This window comes from Candidatus Nitrohelix vancouverensis (genome assembly GCA_015698305.1).
Classification (GTDB): Bacteria; Nitrospinota; Nitrospinia; order Nitrospinales; family VA-1; genus Nitrohelix; species Nitrohelix vancouverensis.
Window position 1 is genome coordinate 2197154 of the sequence record CP048620.1, and the last position, 21699, is coordinate 2218852.

21 protein-coding genes are annotated in these 21699 nt (G+C 48.0%); 13 read left to right on the top strand and 8 right to left on the bottom strand.

Annotated elements, in window-relative coordinates; genetic code table 11:
* Positions 1-279 precede the first annotated feature (279 nt).
* Positions 280-798: a chemotaxis protein CheX gene (locus G3M78_10105; protein ID QPJ65723.1), complete on the top strand. Its 519-nt coding sequence runs from the start codon at positions 280-282 to the stop codon at positions 796-798.
* A gap of 72 nt (positions 799-870) precedes the next feature.
* Here G3M78_10105 and G3M78_10110 read toward each other — a convergent pair whose 3' ends face one another.
* The gene (locus G3M78_10110; protein QPJ65724.1) at positions 871-1956 is read right to left on the bottom strand and encodes a chemotaxis response regulator protein-glutamate methylesterase; all 1086 of its coding nucleotides are present in this window, start codon (positions 1954-1956) and stop codon (positions 871-873) included.
* Positions 1957-2174: 218 nt separating this feature from the next.
* On the opposite strand from G3M78_10110, the gene G3M78_10115 reads away from it, so the two are divergent.
* The 3 genes from G3M78_10115 to polA all read left to right on the top strand — a co-directional run bounded on the left by G3M78_10115 (position 2175) and on the right by polA (position 5868).
* Positions 2175-2426: a hypothetical protein gene (locus G3M78_10115; GenBank protein QPJ65725.1), complete on the top strand. Its 252-nt coding sequence runs from the start codon at positions 2175-2177 to the stop codon at positions 2424-2426.
* A 109-nt stretch (positions 2427-2535) separates the two neighbouring features.
* Positions 2536-3066 (top strand): NAD(P)H-dependent oxidoreductase, encoded by a 531-nt coding sequence (locus tag G3M78_10120; protein QPJ65726.1) that lies wholly within the window; start codon positions 2536-2538, stop codon positions 3064-3066.
* 108 nt (positions 3067-3174) lie between these two features.
* Complete coding sequence (polA, locus tag G3M78_10125; GenBank protein QPJ65727.1) at positions 3175-5868, top strand: DNA polymerase I; 2694 nt, start codon at positions 3175-3177, stop codon at positions 5866-5868.
* A 119-nt stretch (positions 5869-5987) separates the two neighbouring features.
* On the opposite strand, the gene G3M78_10130 is transcribed toward polA, so the two are convergent.
* Complete coding sequence (locus G3M78_10130; GenBank protein QPJ65728.1) at positions 5988-6794, bottom strand: PAS domain-containing protein; 807 nt, start codon at positions 6792-6794, stop codon at positions 5988-5990.
* A 222-nt stretch (positions 6795-7016) separates the two neighbouring features.
* Here G3M78_10130 and G3M78_10135 point away from each other — a divergent pair, with 222 nt between their 5' ends.
* Positions 7017-7742: a tetratricopeptide repeat protein gene (locus G3M78_10135; GenBank protein ID QPJ65729.1), complete on the top strand. Its 726-nt coding sequence runs from the start codon at positions 7017-7019 to the stop codon at positions 7740-7742.
* 43 nt (positions 7743-7785) lie between these two features.
* Here the strand turns inward: G3M78_10135 and G3M78_10140 are convergent, their stop codons facing one another.
* Positions 7786-8697 (bottom strand): DUF3108 domain-containing protein, encoded by a 912-nt coding sequence (locus tag G3M78_10140; protein ID QPJ65730.1) that lies wholly within the window; start codon positions 8695-8697, stop codon positions 7786-7788.
* 125 nt (positions 8698-8822) lie between these two features.
* Between G3M78_10140 and G3M78_10145 the strand changes: the two genes are divergently transcribed.
* On the top strand, positions 8823-9143 hold the full coding sequence (locus G3M78_10145; protein ID QPJ65731.1) for an ATP-dependent Clp protease adaptor ClpS: 321 nt from the start codon (positions 8823-8825) through the stop codon (positions 9141-9143).
* A 28-nt stretch (positions 9144-9171) separates the two neighbouring features.
* Here the strand turns inward: G3M78_10145 and G3M78_10150 are convergent, their stop codons facing one another.
* Entirely contained in the window at positions 9172-10464 is a 1293-nt protein-coding gene (locus G3M78_10150; GenBank protein QPJ65732.1) for a citrate synthase, read from the bottom strand.
* Between the two features lie 221 nt (positions 10465-10685).
* On the opposite strand from G3M78_10150, the gene G3M78_10155 reads away from it, so the two are divergent.
* A complete protein-coding gene (locus G3M78_10155; GenBank protein ID QPJ65733.1) occupies positions 10686-11918 on the top strand; it encodes a dicarboxylate/amino acid:cation symporter in 1233 nt (410 codons plus the stop codon).
* On the top strand, positions 11915-12277 hold the full coding sequence (locus G3M78_10160; protein ID QPJ65734.1) for a sulfite exporter TauE/SafE family protein: 363 nt from the start codon (positions 11915-11917) through the stop codon (positions 12275-12277). The genes G3M78_10155 and G3M78_10160 overlap by 4 nt, the downstream gene beginning before the upstream one ends.
* A gap of 92 nt (positions 12278-12369) precedes the next feature.
* On the opposite strand, the gene G3M78_10165 is transcribed toward G3M78_10160, so the two are convergent.
* The 3 genes from G3M78_10165 to G3M78_10175 form a co-directional block, all read right to left on the bottom strand.
* On the bottom strand, positions 12370-12789 hold the full coding sequence (locus G3M78_10165) for a DUF1566 domain-containing protein (GenBank protein ID QPJ65735.1): 420 nt from the start codon (positions 12787-12789) through the stop codon (positions 12370-12372).
* 318 nt (positions 12790-13107) lie between these two features.
* The gene (locus G3M78_10170; GenBank protein ID QPJ65736.1) at positions 13108-13566 is read right to left on the bottom strand and encodes a hypothetical protein; all 459 of its coding nucleotides are present in this window, start codon (positions 13564-13566) and stop codon (positions 13108-13110) included.
* A 344-nt stretch (positions 13567-13910) separates the two neighbouring features.
* Positions 13911-14369 (bottom strand): hypothetical protein, encoded by a 459-nt coding sequence (locus tag G3M78_10175; GenBank protein ID QPJ65737.1) that lies wholly within the window; start codon positions 14367-14369, stop codon positions 13911-13913.
* A 433-nt stretch (positions 14370-14802) separates the two neighbouring features.
* Here G3M78_10175 and G3M78_10180 point away from each other — a divergent pair, with 433 nt between their 5' ends.
* Positions 14803-15186, top strand: coding sequence for a DUF2203 domain-containing protein (locus G3M78_10180; protein ID QPJ65738.1), 384 nt, complete (start codon positions 14803-14805; stop codon positions 15184-15186).
* Positions 15143-15997 carry a hypothetical protein gene (locus tag G3M78_10185; protein ID QPJ65739.1) on the top strand — a complete coding sequence of 285 codons (855 nt, stop codon included), beginning with the start codon at positions 15143-15145 and terminating at the stop codon, positions 15995-15997. The genes G3M78_10180 and G3M78_10185 overlap by 44 nt, the downstream gene beginning before the upstream one ends.
* Before the next feature lie 25 nt (positions 15998-16022).
* Here G3M78_10185 and G3M78_10190 read toward each other — a convergent pair whose 3' ends face one another.
* On the bottom strand, positions 16023-16805 hold the full coding sequence (locus tag G3M78_10190) for a hypothetical protein (GenBank protein QPJ65740.1): 783 nt from the start codon (positions 16803-16805) through the stop codon (positions 16023-16025).
* A 112-nt stretch (positions 16806-16917) separates the two neighbouring features.
* On the opposite strand from G3M78_10190, the gene G3M78_10195 reads away from it, so the two are divergent.
* From G3M78_10195 to G3M78_10205, 3 genes are all read left to right on the top strand, one after another.
* Entirely contained in the window at positions 16918-17292 is a 375-nt protein-coding gene (locus tag G3M78_10195; GenBank protein ID QPJ65741.1) for a hypothetical protein, read from the top strand.
* 133 nt (positions 17293-17425) lie between these two features.
* Positions 17426-18307, top strand: coding sequence for a formylglycine-generating enzyme family protein (locus G3M78_10200; GenBank protein QPJ66829.1), 882 nt, complete (start codon positions 17426-17428; stop codon positions 18305-18307).
* Between the two features lie 413 nt (positions 18308-18720).
* On the top strand, positions 18721-21648 hold the full coding sequence (locus G3M78_10205; protein QPJ66830.1) for a tetratricopeptide repeat protein: 2928 nt from the start codon (positions 18721-18723) through the stop codon (positions 21646-21648).
* The last annotated feature ends 51 nt before the right edge of the window (positions 21649-21699 follow it).

The window sequence follows — 21699 nt, forward strand, 5'->3', positions numbered from 1 at the left end:
AATTTTTCTGTAAGACTCTTTGAATTTTCAGACAGTGTGTAGAAATATCGCATTGACCTGTTGTTTGAAAAGCTATATAATTGTTTTTATATAACTTATTTGAATCTTGTGGAATGAATTAACAGAGTGCGCTCTGAGAATTGGTTTGATATTTTTTTCTGTTTAAATTTGTCAGGATTATTTAGGGGAGTTGAACCCGTTTTTGGTGGATGCATCGATTAATTTCTTGCTACTCAATTCAGGCGCTTGGCAAAGGGGCCAGCTTATGGAAGGAGGATCATGGTTGATCTTCAAATGAAAGATGGCGTTATTCCCAGCGAACTTTCGGAATGCGTGAAGGGTTCGGTTATTTCAATTTTCAATACCATCATGGGTAACGATCCCACATACCATGAGGTTACCGAAACCAAAAAGTTGGGTGATGGGGTGGTTGGAATCATTTCTTTTGTCGGGGATATGAATTGGCTTCTCATGCTGACCTTGCCAAAAGATTCTGCTGAAAAGTATGCGCTCAAATTCGTCGGTTTCGACATCTCCTACGATAGCGAAGATATGGGGGGAGTGGTGGCCGAGCTTGCAAATTGTCTTGCCGGGGATATTGTGGCGCGTCTGGGGAAGATAAATGTGAAGGCTTCCATGTCCTTGCCTACGGTCATGCGGGGACAAAATGTAGAACCGATTTTGCCGAGGGGAACTCCCACCTGCCAGCAGTTATTCAGTTTGCCTGAGGGCGAGATGCTACTGAAACTTGCAGGGGCCAAACCTGGCGAGACTTTGGGACGTATTCCTGGAACCTGATTGTGTAGATCGGAGAAGCCGTAGAGCGGCTCCGATGTTTCGATAGTTTGTTTTTGAGGTCGCGTGGATTGATTAGCGACCGTACTTCAGCCGGAACATGATTTCACCCGCTATATGTTGAAGCGGCATGACCTTGTCGGCAAGCCCGTCTTTGGTTACAAAACCTGGCATTCCCCATACCACGCTGGTTTCTTCATCCTGTGCGACCACTTGCCCTCCTGACTTTTTGATTTGCTGACACCCGATCAATCCATCCTGTCCCATCCCGGTGAGTATCACTCCCAGCGTATGTGCTCCATAAATTTCGACGACGGACCGGAGCATGACATCGACTGCCGGGCGACACGAATTTTCAGGAGGGTTCTGGTTGGTTGTTATTTGAACAGATGTTCCTTTACGCTCAAGACACATATGGTAATCGCCGGGAGCGATCCAGGCTTCGCCAGGTTTCAGCGTCTCGCCTGCCGCGCCTTCTTTGACCGGAATGCGGGATTTGGAGCTCAGGCGTTCCGCCAGCAACTTGGTGAAGTAAGGCGGCATGTGTTGGGTGATTACGATTGGTACCGGAATTTTAGCCGGGTCTAATGCCGGGAACAATTCAGCGAGCGCGTTGGGACCGCCAGTTGATACGCCAATAGCGATGATGTCGATTCTCGATTTGACAGTGGTCTGAGGAGTTCGCGCTTGGAATGTTGCCTGTGTCGTCATTGGAGCAGGGCGGGAGGCGACCGGCGGCGCAATGCCTGCGGCCTTTGAACAAAATGATTTAATCTTTGGGATGAGTTCGTCTCGAACCCGTTGCATGGCGATGGAGACGCTACCGACGTTTGCCGGTTTGGTGACGTAATCGGTTGCGCCCAGAGCCAGCGCTTCCAGAGTTTTTTCTCCGCCGCGCTCCGTCAATGTGCTGAACATGATGACGGGTAATTTGGGGTATATCTTGCGGATTTCAGCGAGCGCTTGCAGTCCGTCCATTTCCGGCATTTCAATGTCCATGGTCACAACGTCAGGATTGACCTGCTGGATTTTGGCTAAGCCGATTTTTCCATTCGCGGCGAGACCCGCGATTTCAATTTCCGGGTCGACGCTTAACGAGTCGGACACAATTTTTCGTACGACTACGGAATCGTCTACTATTAAAACCCGGATTTTTCTCATGTCGATGAATTAAAGGAATTGATTCGCAGGCGATTTTTTCGAGAAATAAATGATTGACAAAAATCGCATTCAACATAAACTCAAAAAAAATAAATACTCGGATAAGATAACTCAGTTGATAGCAATTATCTACTAATATTATTGATTTTATTTGCGTTATATGACTCGTTTGTGAAGGCTCCGGGTTGCGGGAAATCATTTAAAAAGAAAGTCTTTTTATGCAAGAAGTCGTGAATGGTAATGGCTTGAAACTGGAATTCACTGCCAGAGATATTTTGAATGATATGAAGTCGGGATCGGGTCGATGCATGAGTTCGCAGGCGGCGATTTACATGGAGAACAGTTCCATTACCGACCAGCAGGTCATTGTCGAACGCTATGGCGCGGACGATCGCGTGGCTGAAACGACGCGTTTCAAACTGACGGAAATCAAAGAAGCGGTGGTTAAGTTTATGGACTGGTGCAAGTGAGTCGAATGTAGCGGTCTTTCTGATTGAGGCCTGGCTTTGGCGTATTGAAGTTTGAAAATTTTTTCATTCCAGATTTTTTTCTGAATTCTATTTTTTAACGAGTGATCCGGTGTCTTTCTTAATCATCTCTGCAAGTTTGAATCCTGACAGTCGCAGTCGCATTCTGGCGAATTATGCCCGGTCTGTGGCGCAATCGCGTGGTATGACAGTCGATTTCATGGACTTGGAAGGGCTTCAACTACCGCTTTGCGACGGACACAAGGCTTATGAGGCGGAAGGGGTGGATGCGCTCCGGGCCAGGATAGAGTCTGCGCAGGGTATCTTGATTGCGTCTGCCATCTATCACTTTTCTCCCAATGCGGCGGCGCGCAATATCATTGAACTGACGGGTTCGGCCTGGAAACAAAAGGTGGTGGGTTTCCTTTGCGCGGCGGGCGGCAAGTCGAGTTATATGTCGGTGATGAGTCTCGCCAATAGTTTGATGCTGGATTTTCGATGCTGGATCGTTCCGCGTTTTGTCTATGCGATTGGCTCTTCATTTGAGAATGATGTTTTGACCGACGAGGGCATCAAGGAGCGGGTTTCCCTGCTGATTGCTGAATGGGAGCGAGCCACCCGGGCTTTAAACCCTGAGGCATGATTGCGCTTTGGTCAGGCCTTATGCTTTAAAATTTCCTCTTTAGTTTTGCGAAGCATGAGGCTTTGCATGAATACCACTCCCATCAAAAAAACTTTCACTGATTGAGTCATGTCGAAAAAAAGCACGCTTTATCTCGTTGACGGGTCGTCTTATATTTTCAGGGCTTATTTTGGCATTCGGCAAAACCTGACCACTTCGAGTGGCATGCCGACGAATGCGCTGTATGGTTACGTCAATATGCTCAACCGCGTGGTGCGCGAAGAGAAGCCGGACTTTCTGGCGGTCGCTTTCGACAGCAAAGAGAAAACCTTTCGTCATGAGTTCTGGCCGGAGTACAAGGCGAACCGGGACACACCGCCGGAAGATTTGCAGGCTCAGTTCCCCTATTTCCTTCCCGTTACAGAAGCCTACAACATTGCCTGCCTCAAGCTTCCCGGATTTGAAGCGGATGATTTGATCGGAACGCTTTCGCTGTGGGGACATCAACAGGGTCTGGACGTGGTCATCGTGAGCGGCGACAAGGACATGATGCAGTTGGTGGGAAACCATGTGGGGATGCTGGACACGATGAAGAACAAGCGGATCGGGCGCGAGGAGGTGATCGAGAAATTTGGCGTGCCTCCCGAGAAGGTGATTGAAGTGATGGGCCTGATGGGCGATACCAGTGATAATATCCCCGGCGTTAAAGGCGTCGGTCCCAAGATGGCGGCGGAATTGATTTCTCAATATGGAACGATCGAAGGGGTGTATGAACATATTGACGAGATCACAAAAAAGAAATTGAAAGAGAACCTGGAACGGGATAAAGACCAGGCTTTTATGAGTCGCAAACTGGTTACCATAGAGACTGCGGTCGACCTGCCTCTTGCCATAGAAGATTTGAAGTTTAGAGAACCGGATAGCGAGGTTTTGAAAAAACTGTTTTCACAGTTCGAGTTTAAATCTCTCCTCAGCGATTTGGGCGCTCCCTCGGATGACGCCCCTGAGATACCTGACAAAGTTGAAAGGAATTATCAAACGGTGCTGGATGCGCAGGATTTCGACGCTCTGACGGAATCGCTAAAGAAGGCGGAAACCTTCGCGTTTGATCTGGAAACTACAAGCAAGAGTCCGGTGCGCGCCTCCATCGTTGGGATTTCATTCTCATTTGAACCGGGTCGTTCATTCTACATTCCTTTGGCGCACAACTATATTGGCGTCCCTGAACAGCTCGACAAGAAAATGGTTTTGGAAAAATTGAAGCCATTGTTTGAAGACGCCAGTTTGAAAAAGGTCGGGCAAAATATCAAATACGATCTGATCGTTTTGCGTAACGAGGGCATTCAGTTGCGAGGCATCTATTTCGATACCATGCTGGCGCATTATTTGCTGAACCCTTCCAGTCGCGGACATGGCCTGGATGAACTGGCGATGGAGTTTCTCGGCGTTCAAACGATCACTTATAAAGAGGTGGCGGGTTCCGGCGCCAAACAGCGCGGATTTGATGAAGTTGAAATTGAAGCGGCCTCGGAGTATGCGGCGGAAGATTCCGATGTGACCTGGCAACTCTATGAGATTTTCAATACCCGACTGGATGCGGATGAAAGAAAATTGCTGGATGAAATTGAAATGCCGCTCGTGGAAACGCTGGCGGATATGGAACTTGCGGGCATCCTTCTCGATGCAAAAATGTTGGGCGGCTTGTCTGTATCGATCGATGGGATGCTGAAGGATTTCGAGGCGAAAATTTACGATCAGGCGGGGGAAACTTTCAATATCAATTCCACCAAACAGCTGGCGGTGATTTTATTTGAAAAGCTGGAATTGCCCGCCGTCAAAAAAACCAAGAGCGGTTATTCCACCGACGTGTCGGTGCTGGAGGAACTGGCGGCGCAACATCCTCTGCCTGAACTGATTTTGAATTATCGTCAGCTGGCGAAATTGAAATCCACCTATGTCGATTCGCTTCCGCAGGAAGTGTATTCCAAAACGGGCAGGGTGCATACTTCTTACAACCAGACGGTGGCGGCGACGGGGCGACTGAGCAGTAGCGACCCCAATTTGCAGAACATCCCGATCCGTACTGAAATCGGACGTGAAATCAGGAAAGCCTTCATTGCGCCTGAGGGGCGCCTTATTCTTTCCGCAGACTATTCGCAAATCGAGTTGAGACTGCTCGCGCATCTGTCAGGCGACCCTGCTTTGACGCAGGCGTTTGAGCGCGGTGAAGACATTCATTCACGAACTGCGGCGGAGATATTCAATCAAGATCTGGATGCGGTGAACCCGGATTTGCGGCGTATGGCGAAGGCGGTTAATTTTGGCATCGTCTACGGCCTGAGTCCTTTTGGATTGTCGCGTCAACTCAAAATATCTCAAAGGGAAGCGAAGGAATTCATCGAGCAGTATTTTCATCTCTACAAAAACGTAAAGCTCTATATGGAGACGACGGTCGAGCAGGCGAGGGATCGCGGTTTCACGCTCACCCTGTTCAATCGAAAGCGTTATTTACCGGATTTGAATAGCAAGAATCGTCAAGCCCGGCAAGCGGCGGAGCGTGTCGCCATCAACTCACCGGTGCAGGGCAGCGCCGCCGACCTCATCAAAGTGGCGATGATCCGTTTGCGAGAGCATTTTGCAAAATCAAAAATGCAGGCAAAAATGCTGATGCAGGTGCATGACGAATTGGTGTTTGAATGCCCGGAGGAGGAGAAAGATGCGCTCGGCAAACTGGTGAAGCAGGAAATGGAACAGGTGATGAAGTTGTCGGTTCCGCTCGTTGTTGATATGGGCTGGGGACCCAATTGGAACGACGCTCACTAGTTTTGTTGGAGGATCTTTTATTAGATTCTATCAGGCTATGAAATACAGCGGCGTGTCTACCGCGCGAGCGCCCGGCGCTTTTTTAGTTCAAAACAAACTTCAGTCCTTCCCAGCTTGTTCTAATGAGAGACGTTTTCTTCAATCGCGATGAAGTTTTTTAGTTTGCCGTCTTCATCGTTGATGGGGAATACCTGGGCGGTCGACCAAAATGACCTTTCATTTTTTTTGTCGCCGCGAATCTCTCCCTTCCATTCTTTAGAAGACGGCGTGTGATCCCACATGATTTTATACTCCGCTTTGCTGGTCCCTTCGGTTTGTAAAATACGCGGCTTTTCTCCTATGATTTCATCCTCTGTATAACCGGTGCGCCGGTAGAATTGTGGATTTGCATATTCGATTTGCGCGTATTGATCTGTGATGAGGATGGCGTTGGGATTTTTTTCTACGGCCTGGATGAGTTTGAAGTTTTCGTTCTCAGATTGTTGATGCAGATAGATTTCTTTCTTTAGCAGGTCATTGGCTTTTTTGAGCCCCTCGGTGCGGTCGTTGATCACTTTCCTCAGTGAATTTTGGAATTCAAAGAGAGCGTTCTCTATTGCTTTTATTTTGAGACACAGCAGGGCTACGACCCAGATCGAAAACAGAATCAAGCCGCGATTCATGAGCGGTTTCCAGGATTCGTTCGTTGCAGGAGATAGATAGTATCCTGCAATTGTGAGCAGGCTGGCCAGAATCGCGAGCAAAACGATATATCGTTTTCCAGGAAGCCAGACTCCTATGAGGATGATTGCTGTGTAGGGGATGCCGCTGGCAATACCGAGTTCAAGCGATAGGTCCATTCCAAAAATTATCCCGAGCAATACCAGCGCCCCAGACAAGGTAGGAATGACAGGCTTTTCGATATCTTTTGATTCAACGATTTTCACTGTAAATTATTTCCTGTTCTTGCGCTTGTGAGTTTTGTTTTCAGGGCTCATCCTGTTCGGAAGACCATTTCGAATGCTTCTTTGTTACTCATAAAGATATAACTTAAATGTAACGTTTGCTCCGAATAATGCAAGTCAATTCAGCGCTTAAATTGTTATACTGAAATTCGACCAATTGTAAAATATGCATGCGTTCTTTGGCGCGAAAGGGGGATCGGCTTGATGACTATCAGGGCTTGTTTGTGGGCGCTGTCGTTCGTTATATTCGGTTCGCTTCAGGGCTGTGGTAATGGTAATGAGATTGAGAGCGCTGTTCCGTCCAGCGCTGAAGGCTGGCTTGAAAAATCGGCACAGGATCAAGGCATCGGAGCGTTTGAAGAGGCGATCCTTGCGCTGGATCAGGCCCTGATACTGAAACCCGGTTGGGATGAGGCTCATTTTCGCAAAGCCAAGGTTTATCAGGAATGGTCGAAGAATCGCGAAGCCATGCGCTCTTTCAAACAGGCTCTGGAGATCAGCCCGGGGCATGTCGAGGCATTGAGCGGCCTGGCGGTTGTTTTGTCCGCGCTCAAGTTGAATGAAGAGGCGATTGAAGCCTATAAGAGGATAGCGCGGATACAACCTGAAAATGCATCGATCCATTTCAAGATCGCTCTGGAAAACTGGTACATCCAGAATTTACCGGAAACGGTCGAGCATTATAAAAAGGCTATCGAAATTGATCCCGAATATTTACAGGCCCATCTCAACCTCGCGAGCGTTTATGAAAAGATGGAAAACTGGCAGGAGGCGATTCGCGAAGTTGAAATTGCAACGCAGTTAGCGCAACAGAAGGGCGATATGAGGGAAGTCGCTATTGCAAAAAAGAAATTGCCGTTTCTGATCGCCAGAGAACATTTGACTAAGGAAGAATTGGCCTTGAAGTCCCATCCATCGTTCAACAAGTGATTCTCTTGCCAGAGGGAATTCAGGCTGCGCGAGCCAGGCTTAATCAGTCGCGTTGCCTTTGCAGGGATTTTACGGGCTGAAGAATTTTTCTTTCTTTAAGAACCGCATGCAGGTCTCCGAGCAAAATATAATCTTCTACGGTTGTCTCCACTGGAATGAGATGCTTTGAACTCCAAAAAGTCAACTCGCCATGCGTGGTCTTGAAAATTTCCGGTGGGATGATGACTTTGAGGGCCAGTTCATCTTGTAAAGGGCGTTGCTGTAGCTTCCTTAAGGCGGCTTCTTCTTCTGCATTCATGATATGGACTTTGAATTGCGCCGTATTTTTTTCTGGAATCGTGTTGATGACGTAGTCTGAATCCTTGCGGATTTCTCCGTAAGCGTTATTTCTGAAATTGTAAAATGCGGCGAGAATGTCGTCGAATTGAACTCCTTCGGGGATTTCCCGCGAGCCTTTTTCGATCACCTCGTCATCCGACATTTTGTACCATTTGTTGAGGCGGGAATTGTAGTCCAGAAAATTCACGGTTTTCTCCACAGAGCCGCCTATGGTGACCTGGCGAACAAATTTTCTGGATCGAAATCGTTTTCCATTATCAACAACGTTGAACTGAGCCTGGTAAAAATGCCTCCGATAGGCTGTGAAAAAACCAACGAAACCTTTGGTCTCGGCTTCCAGACTGGCAGTGAAAGAACCGTCTTCATTTTCTCGTAGTTCGACGCGCGCGGTGGCGGCGTTTTCAAACCAGAGAAAGCTGATATCAATCAACAATTGTTCGTTTTTAAATCGGCGGATATCTCCGCTGGCCTGGTAGCCATCATATTCGCCGATCCGAAGCGGAGGTTTTGGGTCCGTCGGCGCCGTTAAAAGAGGATCCGCGAGCGCTGTTGTCCCAATAAAGAAGTGCAAAAGAAGGAAGAGTGGAGTGAATTTACGGACGGACAGTTTATTCAAAATAATTACCTTTTGATCGCCACAATTTTTTCTGAAACTCTTGCCAGAACGCGCAATTTATGGAAGAATGTTAAACCTGATTCATACAATTTTAACCCTATGCTAATTTTGATCCTATAGATTTTATGTCTACAGAAACGCTCCCATACCTACCTGGAACAGACGACGATCAAGACGAACGAACGCGATTATCCTACCTGCCGATGTACAGGGTCATCATGTGGAACGATAATGTGACGACGATGGAATTTGTGATTCGCGTTCTCATCAACCTGTTCGCGAAAGATTTCGATACTGCGGAGGGGTTGATGTACGAAATTCACGTTAATGGTTCGGCTCATGTCGTTACGCTCCCTCTGGAACAGGCTGAGTTCAAGGTGGAGCAGGTTCATTCCGCGGCGGCGCTGGAACAGTTTCCGTTTACCTGCACAATCGAACCAGAATAAAAGTTCTGTTGGTTCCCGCCCTAACCAGTCAGCTTGAACGCTTCTCCAGCGGGATGTATTGTCTTTTTTCGCTTCCGTCGTAGATTTGGCGAGGTCGGCCGATCTTGAAATTTTCATCCTCCTGTAGTTCTTTCCACTGCGCGATCCATCCGGGCAAGCGTCCCATTGCAAACATCACCGGAAACATATTGACCGGAATTCCCAGCGCCTTGTAAATCAATCCAGAATAAAAGTCAACGTTGGGGTAGAGTTTCTTTTCGACAAAGTAATCTTCTTCCAGAGCGATGCGTTCCAGCTCCAGAGCGATTCCAAGCAGTGGTTCTTTGTCGCCCAAAGGTTCGATGAGTTGGTGCGCCATTTTCTTGATCACGCGCGAGCGCGGGTCAAAATTCTTGTAAACCCGGTGGCCAAATCCCATCAGGCGGAATGGATCGTCCGGGGATTTTGCCTTGTTGATAAATTTCCGCACATCGCCGCCGTCTTCGTGAATCTGTTGCAACATTTCCATGACGGCCTGATTGGCTCCGCCATGAAGCGGCCCCCACAATGCGTAGATGCCGGCTGAGACGGATGCAAACAAATTGCACATCGAACTGCCAACGAGTCGCACGGCGCTGGTCGAGCAGTTCTGTTCATGATCTGCATGAATTAGTAAAAGTGTATCCAGAGCCTTGGCCGCAATGGAGTCTGGCTCGTAGGGCGCGCAAGGGGTTCCAAACATCATTTTTAAAAAGTTGCTGGCATAGTCGAGTTGGTTGTCCGGGTAGGGCAGGGCCTGACCGATTGACTTCTTGTAACTGTATGCGGCGATGGTTGGTAACTTTGCCAGCAGGCGATGAATGGTGATTTCGATTTCCCGCTCATTGCGCACGCTCAATTCGTTCTGGTAAAACGTTGCGAGCGAACCGACCACAGCAGAACACACGGCCATAGGGTGCGGGTTGTTGGGGAAACCGTCGTAAAAGTTTTTTATGGATTCATGCACCATCGAATGATGGGTGATGTGATATTGAAAAGTCTCCAACTGATCCTTCGTTGGAAGCTCGCCGTAAATGATTAGATAAGCGGTTTCGATAAAATTACTTTTCTCGGCAAGATCTTCGATGGGGTAGCCGCGGTACAACAAGATGCCTTTATCTCCTTCGAGGAAGGATATAGAGCTTCTGCAGGAGCCGGTGCTCATGAATCCGGGGTCGAAAGTGATCAAACCGGTTTCATTCCTTAACTGGGTGATGTCGATTGCCTTTTCGCCCATGGAACCTTCGATCACAGGCAGTTCGTAGGTTTTCCCCTGATAAACTAATTGAGCGGTTTCATTCATTGTTAGACTCGATCTTGTGCTGAATTGAAAATTGGATGATTAACTCTGCGGTTGTTTTATTTTTACAATCTATTATAACCATAATGCAGGTTAAATTTAATAATTTGTTCGCGATTTCCTGCCCGTTTTGACTCTTCATTGATTGAGTTATAAGGATCCTTGAAATGGTTGTGGCTGTTCGATGGCCCTCACGAGATTGCAATTTATGAAATGACAAGATTATGAAATCGAATCAACTTTTGCTTTACATGATGTTGGCAGGCATTGCGCTCGGAATATTCTGCGGTTGGAGTTTTGGTCATCGCATGGAAGCCGTCGCATGGATCGGTGAAATGTTTCTCGACGTCTTGAAAATGCTGGTCATTCCTCTGATCGTTTCTTCAATGATTGTTGGCATCTCCGGGCTTGGCGATATTCGCAAAGTCGGGAAGACTGGTGTGCTGGCCTTGATCTATTTCAGCACGACGACGGCGATTGCCGTGCTGATCGGGATCATCATGGTAAATATCTTCCAGCCTGGGGTGGGCGTTGAGTTGGCCTCGGAAATCCCTGATAAAGTCGCGGGCAAAGAGGTGGTGGGGATTACGGATGTATTGAAAAGTTTTGTGTCGCCCAATCTGGTCGAATCCATGGCGAACATGGATATCTTGCCTATCATCATCTTCTCCCTTATTTTCGGCGGGACCTTGACGACTTTAGGAGAGAAGGGCGTTCCGGTGATCGCTTTTTTTGAAGGCGTCAATGAAGCGATTATGAAGATGGTGCATTTAATCATGTACGTCTCGCCAATAGGCGTGTTTGCATTGATTGCTTCCAAACTGGGGGCGGCGGGCGGAGGCGACTTGTTCGTGGCAGAAATTATGAAGATTGGCAAGTACGCGGCGACGGTCATCACCGCTTTACTGGTTCATGCTCTTATCGTTTTGCCATTGATTCTTGTACTAGTTACCAAAAGGAGTCCTCTGGTCTATTTTCGGAACATCAGCGAGGCTTTGACGACGGCATTTTCCACGGCGAGTAGTTCTGCGACCTTGCCGGTGACGATGGAGTGCGTTGTGAACTCCAATGGGGTCCGTAAAAAATCAGCACAGTTTGTACTCCCCCTTGGCGCGACGATCAATATGGATGGAACGGCTCTTTACGAATCGGTGGCCGCGATTTTCATAGCTCAGATGGTTGGAATTGAGTTGGGTATGGGGCAACAAATGATTATTTTTCTAACAGCGACCCTGGCGGCGATTGGCGCGGCGGGGATCCCGGAGGCGGGTCTCGTTACCATGGTTATGGTATTACAGTCGGTCGGCCTTCCCTTGGAGGGGATCGGCATGCTTTTGTCAATCGACTGGTTTTTGGATCGTTGCCGTACCACGATCAATGTCTGGGGCGATTCGATTGGCGCGGCGGTCGTCGATCAGCTGGAATTGAAATATGTTGAGAAAGGAGGCGAGTCTTGATCATCGTGGCATTGGGGGGAGCGTTGGTTGGTATATTGTCTTCAGGCACGGGAATGGGGGGAGGATTTCTGGTGGTGCCCTTGCTGATTTTTTTGGGAAAGGATGTGAAGCTGGCGGTGGGCACGTCGTTTATTTTTATATTTTTTGCCGCCGCGTCCGCGCTTGCGGCTCATCATAGGTTGGGGAATCTGGAATGGAAGACAGGACTGGCTCTGGCTGTTGGAGGGCTTGTAGGCGCCCAGATCGGGCCTGCTTTACTGGAACAGGTGCCCGACGCCATGTTCAAACGGGTTTTCGCGTTTATTCTGGTGGGAGTCGGGGTGTGGATGTTGTTTTCAGCAAAAAATAACGGCGCTTGAACTTCTCAATGAAATCTGGGATTCGAGCGGCTGTCTCTTGATGATTGAATCATATTCCTGGTTGCTGAGAGCGGCGCTCTCAATGATATCAATCAGGATTTTCGTTCCCCTCTGACCAAGCGTACTGCAAAAGGCCCTTCGCCAAATTTATTGATCCAGCTGGATCGACCTTTAACCAGGCTGAACATCATGGCGCGTTCTCCGTTCACGGTGTCGGTCCAGGTGCAGTCTGCGCAGCCCTTTTCAAATTCCTCGGGGATAAAGATTTCATTGTTGCCAAAGTCCCGGTTGCTGAATTCCTTATTGTAAATCGTTTTAACGTCCTCCAGAGTTGGCACTCGCCAGTCATTGAAGCCTCCCACTTGCGATCCACTTTGCTCCTCTGCAAACTTTCTGGCTTTTTCAAGGTGCATCCATTTTCCGGTGACTTGTCGGGAATCTTTTTTTAGCCAGGTCAGGCCTGAAATGGAATCGGTGATGGTATCGTTTTGATTGTCGATGAATTGAGTCATTAGAACCTCATGAAGAAAATACGTTTAGAAAATCAATCTGTCCGGGAGTCAGCGGAGCTGACGTTTTAGCGAATACCCCAAGAATCGTCTTGAAAAATCGGCAGAAGCCGCTCGTCATGAAAGGCGGGAACGGAGGAGACAAGCGCCTTCTCATGGCGTTCGGCTTCTGCCTTTAGACCAGCCACAGGGTGGGCTTGTATATTAGATAAGAATAGCAGAGTTGGGGATTCGTTTTGGAGAAAAAAAAGCGAGGGAGCGCAGAAATAAAAAAAACCGGCAAGCCCGTAGGCCTGCCGGTTTTCTTGTAAAACGGATTACTTATTTGATCGTAGCGTGATTGTCTTCACATTGTGCATCAGAAACCAAAGGCTCTTCCATGAATCCATCGCGGCTTTGATTCATTTGTTTGCGATAGGCATCGTCAGAGTTATCTCCGCGACAGTCGCCGGGGATCAAGCCTACGGTGCGAGCTTCTTCAGTCGAGCGATTCAACGTTGCAGATTTCCAGCTTTGATCGGATTGAGAAGCGCCGAACTGGTAGTCGATGTTGATGCTACCAGTCGTATCATTTCGAGCCATATCCGCTCGTGAAGCGCGGTTAACGGCATCCGTTAACGTTCTTTGTTGTGCGCCCATCTGCATGATGGTTTGTCCAACGGACATGACGCTGGAGTCAGTTTGTACATAAGAGCCGGGTAAAACCGTGTCAGCAGAAGCAGAGCCAGCAAATACGACCGTTAAGGCAGTCGCAGCCAAAATCGATAATGCTTTTTTCATCTTTAATCCTCCTGGAGAAAAAAATTTCATTCAGCGATTTACCCTTTAATAAATCACCGAACTTTTAAAAACAACTTCCCTCAGTCGAAAGAATGAAGGATACCCTGATTAATTCTTACACAAAGTTGTTAATTTTGACCTGAAGTATTAATTCGGATAGAAAATTTGGTAGTGTGACTCCAGGAGAAAAATCAAACTCTATATAATTGGGGTCAATGTAACCTAAAAATTAAAAAATAACCATCTATTTATGTGGAAATAAGGAAAAAAAATGGAGGGCGTAGTAAGGCGAGTGAAATCAACCGGCAGAAGCAGAATTCTGCCGGTTGATTCTACTGTCAGTCTTATTTAATCGTTGGATGATAGTCGCCACATTGGGAGTTAGCAACCAACGGCTCTTCCATGAATCCATCGCGGCTTTGATTCATTTGCTTGCGATATGAATCATCCGTGTTGTCGCCTCGACAGTCGCCAGGAATCAAACCAACAGCGCGGGCTTCGTCAATAGATCGATTTAAGGTAGCCGCTTTCCAGCTTTGATCGGATTGCGAAGAACCAAACTGGTAGTCCACGTTAATGCTACCACTGGCATTGTCGCGGGCCAGATCTGCGCGGGATGCGCGGTTGACGGCGTCAGTTAAAGTTCTTTGTTGAGCGCCCATCTGCATCACAGTCTGCCCAACGCTCATAACGCTTGAATCGGTTTGTACATAGGCGCCCGGCAATAGAGTGTCAGCCGTAGCGCTTGAAGAATAGGCCATCAAAAACATAGTTGCAATTGCTAGAAACACCTTTTTTTTCATTTCAAAGCCTCCCCGAAAAAAAATGAAAATTGACTCGGTTTCAGTTACTTGCGTTAAGTTTCCGAGCTATTTAAAAGTACAACTTGATCAATGTTATATATTGTTAGTTGGTTTTTAAATGCTACCAGCTTGTCATCCTTTTCCTAGTGGCCCGAATGTATAATCATAATGTCTATTTGTCAATAAAAAATGCTTGTGTTTTGTAAAGAATCTTGCTAGTCGAAAACGGTTTTTGAGGGTCTTGGGATTTCTATCAAAGAAATGATTTTGCAACTATTTGAAATATATATATTTTCACGGAAAATTGCTATAAACGCTGGTTCTTCAATGGCATTTAGTGATATGTTTTAGCAGTCTCACAGGCTGATTACCGCATGCGCCTCTGTATTGATTTTTTATTTTCAATTTAACCCTGAAAAATTAAATAGTTACTATGTCTCAAAAAAAATATTTTACGGTTACGGAAGCGAACTCCTTCGTCGACCGTTTATTAACAGATATTCCCAGGATTCAGGAGTTATTAGGTTCGTTGAGCAATGATTTTGAAGATGTAAAACATGCACAGAAAAAAGCGAATCTCAATGGCGGTAGTTTGCAGGGTGGGGCTTATCTGGAAAAGGCCGTATTATTTCAAGATATGATCAAGCGCTTGGAATCAGATGGATGCATTTTAAAGGGCGTCCAGAACGGATTGGTTGATTTTCTTCATGAGCGGGAAGGTCGTGAGGTGTACTTGTGTTGGCGTTATCCGGAGCGGAAAATTGAATACTGGCATGAAATTGACGGCGGCTTTGCAGGGCGACAGAAAATCGAATGAACATTCCGTGTCGTCACCCTGGCGGGGTTTGGCGCGATGCGTTGGCCTCCTTTGCGCGGTTTTTCTTGTCACTGCGTTTTCCTTGAGTTCCTTGCCCTATCCGGCGTTCGCCGTGGACAAAAAATTGCCTGAGTATTCGTATCAGGTTTCTGTGCATGAATTTAAACCCGAAGAGCTGAAGTCTTTCCAGTTAGAGTTGAAACAGCCCTATGCCCTGGACGCGCGAAGGGTTTCTGTGGCCCTGTCGCGTCTTGCCTATCAGCAGAAGAAAATACTGTGGTCTGGTAAGAAGCGAGTCTTTCCTCCCGCGCTGGTGAAATTGCTGGCGCCTCAAATTACGCAGGGTTTTCGTCGCGCCGGCAGTCATGATCGTATTGTTTTCCAAGTCAAAAATGCAAAAGGGCGAAGCTATCTGGCGGGCGACGTCTTCCTCGCCTCGAATGGCTTGCATTGGCGCGTGACAATCCTGAAGTATGAATCGAGGGCGATTGGCGATTTCAGCGTTTCCGGCGAGCGCTGGCGGCTGGCTCCGCTTGAGGGGCAGTCTTATATGACTCTCAAACCATTTCCAGATCTCAAGCAGGAACTCACAAACTGGATTTATTTTGAAACGATCCGTCCAAGCCCGGAAGGGCTCTTAAAGGAAGTCGAACCTTCCAGTGAAAGCCCGCCTTCTTCCGGCGCGTCGATAGAAGGGACGAGTGACAGCATCAAGGAAAGGCTTCGAGTTCTAGAAGAGTTGAAGCGAGATCATTTGATTCGACCGCAGGAATACGAGAGAAAGCGTAAGGAAATTCTGGATCGTCTTTAACGGATGAGTCGACGGGTTTGGGAACTTAATCAGAAGGCTTTATAAGTTTTCTGATTTCTCTGACCAGACCGGGGCTACCGACCAGCGCCGTTCCTTCGGAAATATCTTTTCGATTGCCCGTGAAATTTGCGAAGCTTCCCCCGGCTTCCTCGGCGACAATTTTACAGGGCGCAAAGTCCCAGATATAAGCCCAGGGGTCGACCATTACATCCACCGCGCCGCGAATGGCCATTAAATGACCAAAGGCGTCCGGGTAGGTTCTGAGCAGGGCGGATTGACGACTGAGTTGATTGAACAGACTCTTGCGTTTTTTCGCTTCAAAGCAATAGATATCCGCGACGGCGACTACGGCTCCGTCCAGTTTTTTTCTGCGAGAGCTTTGCAGACGTTGCGCGCCTTCCCAGGCTCCGTGACCGCGCGCCGCCCAGGCGGTTTCTCCCAGGGCGGGAAGGGAAATGACTCCCATCACCGGTTGGCCTTTGTGTAATAAGGCAATCAATGAAGCGAACAGCGGTAATCCCTGGATAAAAGATCGAGTTCCATCAATAGGGTCGATGGTCCAGACCCATTCCGCCGTTTCGTTTTCGTTGCCGAATTCTTCGCCAATGATTCCATGATCGGGGAAATCCCTCTTTATTCTTTTTCTAAGAAGGGTTTCCGCGTTTCGGTCGGCGATGGTAACGGGGCTGTTGTCCGCTTTGTGAGCGACTTTGAATTCTTTGCGGAACCATTTGAGCGTTTCTTTGCTGGATTGTTTTAAATAGTCCAGAGCGGCGTCTTTGGCGTGGATCAAGTCAGTTTGGGGCATAAACTTCTTTTCGGTCTGCGTGAAAGGTTGCGGGCTGTGCTATTCCTGAATCGGACAGGGCGTATTTTAATCTAATAGAGGACTTATTGGAAATCATTAAAAAGGCGGAATTTTGGAGTCATATAAAAATAAAGCGGATTTGGATGCGTTTCGACGAGAGACTTTGAATGTCGTCGTTTGTTTTAGCGGCGATCCCGATCAAGGCTATCAGCATTTAAAGGCTCAGTTGACAGGCGCGGCCGACGAGATTGGTTATCATTATGTGATCGAATCGGATGGTAAAATATTAATGGGCCGAAATCAGAACCGCCTGGGAGATTATCATCCCGAATATAATGAAAACAGCGTGGGTATTATCGTTGCTGGAGAACGGGATAGTATGGAGTTGGAGCAGGATTCGGCATTGATTTTGTTACTCGACAAGCTCCAGGCGGATTATCCCGGCGCACGCAGTGTGAAATACATTTATCGCGTTGCCCAATCCTGACGATTCCAGGCGGTCTGGCGCGTAAATGTCTGGAGTGGGTTTAAAACCTTGCTTTCGTTTTATTTTTTCAAATATAATCGAAACTTTATTTGCACTATAGAGGCTATTGGAATTCATGAAAGACAAGCGTTTGATGTTTGGCATCATTGGCAGTTTTGCCATTTCTATTTTATTTTTGCTGGTGATTGTGTGGGAAGTTCAAAAATCCATTACTTACGATAAAGAAATCAGGAAAAAAGCAGGCGAAGCCAAGCAATTGGTGGTCGGCGACAATCGGGATTTCAGCATCTATGAATCGTATGTCGGCTCTGACGAGCGGGAGATGGTCCTCATTCCAGAGGGCGTGTTCACGCGCGGGGCGGACAATGGCGGCTATGACGAAAAACCCCAGCAGGAAATTTATCTCGACGCTTTTTATATAGATAAATACGAGGTGACGGTTGAAGCTTACGACCGGTTTCGGCGCGCATCGAATTATGTGGAACCCTCATTTCCTTTTTTTCAGGGGGATAGCGCTATCTTTGCCACGCCGGACTTTCCGGTTGTCGGCGTTTCTTGGGTGGACGCCAGCAATTATTGCGAATGGGCGGGCAAGCGATTGCCGAGCGAGGCGGAGTGGGAAAAAGCGGCTCGCGGCACGCACGGTCTGACCTACCCCTGGGGCAACAAGTATTTGTCCAAGCGCGCCAATATCAATGGCACTGAGGACGGTTTTCAGTATCTGGCGGCGGTTGGCAGTTTTCCAATGGGGCGGAGTAATTACGGCGTTTACGATATGGCCGGCAATGCTTCGGAGTGGGTTCTCGACTGGTACGACCAGTTTTATTATGCGAATGCGCCGATGATGAATCCTGAGGGACCTGAGAACAAGAGCAATCGGGTTTTCAGGGGAGGTTCCTGGGACGCTCGAAAAGTCGACGTGCGTTCGGCAAAACGCTTCGCCGCAACGCCGGGTCGAAAAGACAGTATTCTTGGTTTCCGTTGCGCTCTTGCGAAAAAAGACGTTGAAAAATAATTGCAGTTTTTTCAGCAAGGCTTCCAGGTTTTTTCAATGATTATTCCTGCTTGCGCGGCATCCCTGACTTTTCAGGGATGCTCGCGTTGAGGGAGCTGAAACGTATTTGCGCAATTTTACAGATTGCGTTTCCCTTCAATCCTTGCCTGGATTTTTGGGGATGCGAGGGAAGCGATAGAAGCGGGTTTTGAACCTTTCTCTAATTTCTGTTCCGGCGACTCTTATTCTCTGATTTTCGGAGGACGTTTGCGGCCATTACCTTTTAGAACTCTCTAACTGCGGACCCGGAATAAACAACTAAAAGAGTTGCTTTGAATTCTCCTTCCAGAGTTTGGGTTTATTTTTTCTTTTTCATTTCCGGCGCAACGGGTCTGGTTTACGAAGTTGTATGGACCCGTTTGTTTACCCTTGTTATGGGGAATACCCAGTATTCCGTCGCCACGGTGTTGACCTTGTTCATGGGAGGTCTGGCTGTCGGTAGTTTCTGGGGCGGAAAACTGGTGGATCGCTCGCATTCACCCTTGAAGATTTACGCTGTTCTGGAGGTCGCCATTGGCCTCTTTTGTCTGCTGGTTCCGGTTCTCATTGACTCTGCCTTCCCAATTTTTCAATTCATATATTTGAGTTATGGCGACAATCATGCCGTTGCGAGCCTGCTACGTTTTCTGGTTTGCGGCGTCATCCTTCTGATCCCAACCTCTCTCATGGGGGCTACGCTTCCGGTGTTGGGCAAATTTGTCTCCAATGATCCTGCGTTCATAGGTCGGGATGTCGGCAGTTTGTATTCGGCCAATACTTTTGGCGCTGTGATTGGCGCCTTTGTTTCCGGCATCGTTTTGATTCGTCTTTTCGGGGTTCAGGCCTCCATTGGCATCGCCGCCTTCTTTAATCTCTTCATCGCCTGGGTCGTCTGGTTTTTATTTTTGAGACAGGCTTCTGTAAATGAAAGCGGGGTGGGCGGGTCGGATTCCGATGTGAAAACGCCGCCGACTTCCTGGACGTCGGAGCAATGGCAGGTGTTGATGGTTTTTTTCGTTTCCGGCGCCTGCGCCATGATTTATCAGCTAGCCTGGAATCGTATTTTCTCGCTCTTGCTCGGTTCGTCCATCTACGCCTTCAGTTTGATCCTGACCACCTTCATTCTTGGCCTTGCTCTGGGAGCGGTTGTTTTTTCCAGATGGGTGAACCGCTTTCAGGATTTGCCAAAAGTTTTTGCCGTCATGCAGGCGGTGATCGGGCTTTCGGCCTTACTCGCCCTGCCTTTTTTTGGCGACATTCCGTTTCTCAATCGCTGGGTCTATCAGAACCTGAATTACGATTTCATTTTGATTCAGGGTTTCATGTTTCTGGTCATCTTCAGCCTGCTGTTCATCCCGACCTTTTTCATGGGCGGTCAGTTTCCTGTGGTCGTTAAAATCCTGATCGAGCGTCTGTCTAATCTTGGCGAAAACGTCGGTCGGGTCTATGCCTCCAATACGATCGGCTCTATCGCAGGTTCTTTTGTGGCGGGCTTTGTGCTGATTCCGATCGTCGGCATTCAGAATTCCATTTTAACGGCGATCATGCTCAACCTGACTCTGGCGGTTATTCTGCTGTGGAAAAGTCCGAGCGTGTCGTCTTTCGCCAAAATCTATATTGCTCCCATACTCCTTCTGGCTTGTCTGGCTGTCGGTAAGAACGTTCCCGCCTGGGACAAGGCGGTGATCTCCAGCGGTTCATTTATGCCTTACCGTATTGAGGATTTGAGCGAGGCCGAACAGAAAAAAAATAAAATTCTTTTTTATAAAGAAGGGATGCACACCACGGTGACGGTGGAATTGTCGGTATCCGGGAATGTTTTTCTGCGTGTGAATGGAAAAACAGACGCTTCCCTGGCGCTGGACATGCGGACTCAACTCTTGTCCGGTTATCTGCCGATGGTCCTTCACGAAAACCCGCAAAGCGCCTTGGTGGTCGGGCAGGGGAGCGGCATCACCTTGGGCGCAGTCGAACAGTTTCCGGTCAAAGAAATCGATCTGGTGGAAATATCTTCGGCGGTGATCGAAGGCTCGCGCTTTTTTGATCCCTTCAACCATCAGGCGCTGGACGATCCGCGCGTTAATTTGATTGTGGAAGATGGGCGCAATCATATTGCGCTGACGGACAAGAAATACGACGTCATCATTTCTGAACCGTCCAATCCCTGGATATCCGGCGTTGGCGCTTTGTTCACGAAGGATTTTTTTGAATTGGCCCAGAGCCGTTTGGCGGAAAAGGGCATCCTGTGCATCTGGGTACATACGAACATGTCTCCAGACGGTTTCCGTTCGATCGTCAAATCATTCTCTGAAATTTTTCCTGTCGCTACGATGTGGGAATCCATTGTCGGGGATGATTATTTATTGATCGGGTCGAACACTCCTTATGCGATGAATTACGAAACGGTCGAGGGCCTGATTCATGGCGAGTCGACGCGAAAGGATCTCAACGGCGTCGGAATTTTCGATGTCAGCGATCTCATGAGTTTGATGACTATGGGGCGGGAGGGTTTGCTGAAATTCAGTGAAGGCGCCATGATTCATACCGACGACAATTCCCTGCTGGAGTTCAGCGCGCCGCAGTATATTTACAAGGATGAGAGGAGCCGGATTGTTAGCGATTTGACGCCGTTTTTTTCTATCGACCCGAAGCTGGTTCGCTTCACGCACACTCTTCCAGAAGAGCAGGACCGCATTCTCCAGCATATTTCAGGTTTGAAACGCTCTGAAAGCCAGATGGCGGAAATCAAACGCAATGGACAGATCGAATTGAGGCTGGAGCAGGGCAAGGAGGCGGTTTCTGAAAACAATTACGCGCTGGCATTGCAACGTTATAAAGACATACTGACCATCGACCCGGACCATGTGCTGGCCCTTTACAATATGGGTTCCATTTTTTCCGGGATGAATGAACCCCGCGCCGCGATTGCCGCGTTCGAGCGTACTCTGGAAATCAACCCGCATTATCTTTTTGGAGCCATCGAACTGGCGAAGGCGCATCTGGCTTCAGGCAGTCCCGAAGAGGCTGTGACTTTGTTGCGACCGCTGATAGCCAAGTACCCGGCAGACAGCGAATTGCATTTGAATTATGGATTGGCGCTGGCTTTCGACAAACAACACGATCATGCGATCAGGGAATTTCAGCTAGCGTCGCGATTGAACCCAAAATCCCCATTACCGCATTATTATCTGGGCGTTGAATTCAGTAAAAGTAATAAGGGCGAGGCCCGGGATCATCTGAGACGTTTTGTCGAACTGGCGGCTAGCGATGCAGAAAAGCAGGGTATGCTCGATAAGGCAAGAAAACTTCTAAACTCCCTTTAAATTAATAGGGCTTTCACGTATACTGTGGTTTTTTTTAAGCTTTTTTTATTC